The following is a 5104-nucleotide window of genomic DNA, read 5'->3' as shown; positions in this document are numbered from 1 at the left end:
CGTCGGCGTTCTTCTGCAGCTCGGAGGCTCCCGTCGTCAGGCCGAGGCCGATCTGCGAGGCTCCGGCCGCCGCCTCTCGGGTCTTCGACGTCAGGGTGTCGAGGCCGTCGGCGAGCGACGAGGCGCCCGTGCCCAGTTCGGAGGCGCCCGACGCGAGCTGGGTGGCACCGTCCGGGATCGCAGCGGCTCCGGTGGCCGCATCCCTCGATCCGGTCGCGAGCTGCGCGGCGCCGTCTGCGGCCTCGCCGATCTGATCGCCGATGGTCGTGAAGCCGACCAGGATGTTCTCGGTCGTCGCCTCCGACAGCATCGTGCCGAGGCTGGAGGCCGCGACGTTCGCGATCTGGCTCGTGATGAGGTCGTCGGCGACGAGCCCGTCGTCGGGGGTGGTGACCTGGATGGTCGCCTGCTCGGCGTCGCCGCCGCCGTCGGAGATCGCCTGACCCGCCGAGGTGGCCGCCGCGGAGAAGTCCTCGGGGATGGTGATGACGGCCTGGTACGAACCGTCGGCGAGACCGTCCTTGGCATCGTCCTCATTCGAGATGACCCACGTGAGGTTGGAGTCGAGCTCGTCCGACCCCTCGACGAGGCCGGAGGCCAGCTGACGTCCGAGGGGCGTGAGCTGGCCGTCGATCTCGACGGGCTCGTCGAGGTTGACGATCGCCGCCGTCATCGAGTCGAGCCGCTCTGCAGGGTTCTGGAGGGCCGCGACCAGGATGCCGCCGACGGCTGCCGGGAGCAGCAGGATGCCGAGGATCGTCAGCCACGTGATCGGCTTGCGCGAGCGTGCTCGCTCGATGGGGAGGGTCATGCTGTCACCTCGGTCGATTCGGAGGATTCGTCTGCGCCCTGGGCCGCAGAGGGGAGGGAGGCGCGGCGCGGTGCGGCGCCGTCGACGTCGATCACGTCGACCGGGCCGCGTCCGGCATCCGAGAGCAGCTCGAGCGCGATCTCGGGGGAGTGCGCCGTGACGAGCACTGTGGTCGTCGGGCGTGCGTCCCGCAGGCGTGCGGCGACCTGGTCGCGATCGGCGCGGGAGAGCCGGTCGACGCCGTCGATCACGACCAGTGCGGGCGTGCCTCGAAGCGCCTCGGCGAGATCTGCCGACAGGCTTCCGGAATCGGCGGCCATCACCGCGCCGACGTGCGCGCGCACCCATGCGGCACGGCCGGGCAGCAGGTGACCGGCCACCCGCAGCCGTCCGTCTTCGGGGGCCACTCGACCCGCGATCGTCAGGGCCAGGGTGCGGAGCGCGCCGGGCGACGAGCCGGAGAGAACGGCAGCCGCACCGGGAGCCACCCGCAGGTGGAGTCGCTCGACTCCGGCGGCGGAGAGTGACAGATCGTCCGCGGCGATCACCGAGTCGTCGCCGGGCCACTCGGCGAGGTGGCGCTCGCGCTCCACCGCTTCGCCCTCGATGTCGACGCGGGGAAGGATCCGCTCGAGCCACGCCGGGATCTCCCACGCGCGCTCGCCGAGGATCGCCATGAGCGCGGGGATCAGCGTCATCCGCACCAGGAACGCGTCGATCGCGATTCCTGCGGCCAGGCCCAGTGCGATCGGCTTGAGAGACGAGTCGCCCTCGGGCACGAACGCCACGAACACGGCGAACATGATGAGACCCGCGGCGGTGACGACCTTCGCCGATCCGGTGAAGCCGCTGCGTACCGCACGCAGGGCGGCGGCGCGTCTGGTCGCGCGATCCGGGCTCTTCCCGTCAGCGTCGTGCACGAAGTCCTCGCGCATGCGGGAGACGAGGAAGACCTGGTAGTCCATCGCGAGGCCGAACAGCACGCCCATGAGGATGATCGGCATGAAGCTGATGATCGGACCGACCTTCGCGACGTGCAGGGCGTCGGCGAACCAGCCCCACTCGAACACCGCGCCGACGATGCCGAACCCGGCGACGATCGAGAGCAGGTATCCGGCGGCAGCGGTGATCGGCACCCAGAGCGAGCGGAAGACGATGGTCAGGAGGATCAGGGACAGGCCGATCACGAAGACGCCGAACGGCAGGAGCGCGTTGCCCAGCTGGTCGGAGATGTCGATGCCGACGGCTGTGAAGCCGGTGACCTTGAGGTCGATGCCGAACTCGTCGAGCCACTCGTCGTGATGTGCGCGCAGTTCGCGAACCAGGTCGGCGGTCGCGGGGTCGTCGGGTGCGGTCTCGGGGATGATCTGCACGATGCCCGTGTCGGCCGTCTCGTTGGGGGTGGCGAGCGCCACCTCCTTGACCCCGTCGATCTTCGCCACCTCGTCGCCGAGATCCTCCATCAGCGTCAGGGGATCGGTCGAGGTGACGATGGTGCCTGTCAGGATCAGCGGTCCGTTGAAGCCGGCGCCGAACTCCTCGGCGACCAGGTCGTAGCTCTGTCGAGCCTCATTGTCCTTCGGCAGCACGCCGGCGTTCGGCAGAGCGAGGTTGAGGCTCAGCGCCGGGATGGCCACGATGCCGAGGCCGAGCACCACGGCCAGCGACACGAGGATCGGTCGCTTCGTCACGCCCGTCACCCAGCGGTCGCTGAAACGGCGACGGGGAGCGGGGGTGGGCGTGCCCTCCTTCGCCTTGCGCGGCTTGCGCGGCTTGCGCGGCTTGCGCGGGCGACCCGCGACACGACCCTTCATGAACCCGAGCAGCGCCGGGGTGAGGGTCACCGCGATGGCGACCGCGACGGCGACGGCGGCGGACGCGGCGATGCCCATGGTGGTGAGGAAGGGGATGCCGGCGAAGCCGAGCCCGATCAGCGCGATCAGCACGGTGACGCCCGCGAACACGACGGCCGACCCGGCTGTGCCCACGGCGCGGGCCGTCGACTCTTCGGGGTCGACGCCCTCACGGACCTGATCCTGGTGCCTGGCCATGATGAACAGCGCGTAGTCGATGCCGACGGCGAGCCCGAGCATGAGCGCGAGCAGGGGGGTGGTCGACGAGACGGTCGCGAAGGCGGTCGCCGCGAAGATGCCGGCCATCGAGATGCCGACACCGAGCACGGCCGTGAGCAGGGGGAGGCCCGCGACGACGAACGAGCGGAAGGTCACGATCAGCACGAGCAGGGCGATCAGGAGCCCGACTGCCTCGGTCAGCGTCACACCGGGGATCGAGGTGGCGAACAGCTCGCCGCCGAGCGAGGTCTGCGACCCCGGGGGGAGCTCGGCGGCGAGGTCTGCGACGACGGTCCGGAGCTCGTCCTGCGTCTCGTCCGAGACATCGGTCGACTGTCCGTCGAACTGCAGGCGGATGATGCCCGCGGTCTCATCGTCGTTGATCATGCCGCTGACCATCTCGTCATACGGCGAGGTGGCCGACAGCACGGAGTCGTCGAGGTCGGCCAGCTTGTCGACGGTCTCCTCGATGTCATCTCGATACGTGTCGTCGGTGATCGAGTCACCGTCGGCTGCGACCACGATGATCTGCGCGCTGGTACCGCTGACCGCGGGGAACGAGCGGTTGAGCTGTTCGAGACCGGCCTGTGACTCGGTGCCGGGGATCGAGAAGGAGTTGTCGGTGCCCGCTCCGAGCACGAGTGCTCCCGCACCGGCGATGCCGAGCGCGAGGAGCCAGGAGACGAGGACACGCCACGGATGCCGGTAAGACCAGCGGCCGAGCGAGGACAGGAGTGTGGACACGAAGCTCCTCAGATGATCCGGGTCGGATACACAGGTGTATCCGATACATAGATGTATCGTAAGGTGATCCGAGCCCCGGAGTCTGTGTGCGGGGTGTGAGATCCTTCGACAGGTGCAGCAACCCCAGTGAAAGGATGGCTCGATGACGACATCCGCCCCTCGAAGCCGCGAGAACACGCGAGCCCGGCTTCTGGACGCCGCCGCGCAGGTGTTCGCCGAGGTCGGTCTCGAAGGCGCCTCCGTCGAGGCCGTCTGCGAGCGCGCCGGCTTCACCCGCGGCGCCTTCTACTCCAACTTCGATTCTAAGGACGAGCTGTTCCTGATGCTGGCCGGCAGTGTCGCCGAGCAGCGGGTGAGCGCCGTGCGCGATCGCGTCGACGAGATCGCGGCAGAGGGGGGTCTCACCGCCGGCTGCGATCCGGTCGATCTCGTGCAGCAGATCATGGATGCCGGAGGCGACGACCGCCTCGGTGTGATGCTCATGAGCGAGATCCGCATCCGCGCACTGCGCGATCAGCAGTTCGGCGCGGCCTACCTCGCGCAGGAGCGCGAGATGGTCTCGAGCATCGCGACGATCATCACCGACATCGTCTCAGTGAGCTCTCTCGAGCTGAAGGTTCCGGCCGACGAGGCCGCGCGCATGCTCATGATCATCTGGGAGGGCATGACCGTGCGCGGAGCGATGGCGGGGCAGGACTCCGACCAGCTGCGTCACTCCGGCGGCGAGGAACTCGGCAGGCTCGTGCAGCTGCTGCTCGCCGAGTGACGTGACGGCACGCCGTCGGATGAGTGCGGCTCAGCGCGCGGCGAGCACCTCGTAGCAGCGACTGAGTCGGTCGAGCCACCAGTCGCGACGATCGTCCGAGGCGGCGAGTCGGCTCAGCGCGGCCGCATCCGGCGCGACCCGCTCTGCCGAGATCGATCCGTCGACCGGACGCAGGTCGGCCACATCATCGAGGAACAGCGATGACGTGCCCAGACCGCAGTCATAGTCGAGCGTCGGCAGTGCTGCCGCGAGCGCGGCCCCCTGCGAGAGCCCGATCGCCGTGTCGAGGGCGCTGGAGACGACGACCGGCAGGCCCGCAGCCGTGACGATCTGCAGTGCGTGGGTGATGCCGCCGAGCGGCTGCGCCTTGATGACGAGCAGATCGGCCGCCTTCTCTCGGGCGACGGCGAGCGGGTCGGACGACTTGCGGATGCTCTCGTCGGCGGCGACCGGGATGCCCATGTACTTCACGCGGGTGCGCAGCTCGGCGAGTTCGGGCACCGTGGCGCAGGGCTGCTCGACGTACTCGAGGTCGAACTGATTGAGGGCGTGTACGGCGTGCTCGGCTTCGTCCACGTTCCACAGGCCGTTGGCGTCGACGCGGATGCGCCCCTCGGGGCCCATGGCCTCGCGCACGGCGCGCACGCGGTCGATGTCGTCGGCGAGCGTCTGCCCGGGCTCCGCGACCTTGATCTTGGCGGTGCGGCAGCC

General features: G+C 69.5%; 4 protein-coding genes. 1 reads left to right on the top strand and 3 read right to left on the bottom strand.

The window, feature by feature from the left end; genetic code table 11:
- Nucleotides 1-811, bottom strand: an 811-nt coding sequence (locus tag RTM68_RS16805; protein WP_312173131.1) for a YhgE/Pip family protein, incomplete at its 3' end; no start/stop codon positions are given.
- A complete protein-coding gene (locus RTM68_RS16800) occupies nt 808-3627 on the bottom strand; it encodes an efflux RND transporter permease subunit (RefSeq protein WP_312173130.1) in 2820 nt (939 codons plus the stop codon). The genes RTM68_RS16800 and RTM68_RS16805, both read right to left, overlap by 4 nt.
- A 142-nt stretch (nt 3628-3769) precedes the next feature.
- Between RTM68_RS16800 and RTM68_RS16795 the strand changes: the two genes are divergently transcribed.
- Nucleotides 3770-4393 (top strand): helix-turn-helix domain-containing protein, encoded by a 624-nt coding sequence (locus RTM68_RS16795; protein ID WP_312173129.1) that lies wholly within the window; start codon nt 3770-3772, stop codon nt 4391-4393.
- Nucleotides 4394-4423: 30 nt separating this feature from the next.
- Here the strand turns inward: RTM68_RS16795 and RTM68_RS16790 are convergent.
- Nucleotides 4424-5104, bottom strand: a 681-nt coding sequence (locus tag RTM68_RS16790; protein ID WP_312173127.1) for an o-succinylbenzoate synthase, incomplete at its 5' end; no start/stop codon positions are given.

This window comes from Microbacterium sp., assembly GCF_031988965.1.
GTDB lineage: Bacteria > Actinomycetota > Actinomycetes > Actinomycetales > Microbacteriaceae > Microbacterium.
Note: the sequence above shows the minus strand (reverse complement) of the source record. Positions and strands in the feature narration are given on the sequence as shown.

Bases quoted from the DNA above. Each gene is read 5' to 3' on its own strand.
- RTM68_RS16795 (WP_312173129.1), top strand. From the start codon at position 3,770: ATGACGACATCCGCCCCTCGAAGCCGCGAGAACACGCGAGCCCGGCTT.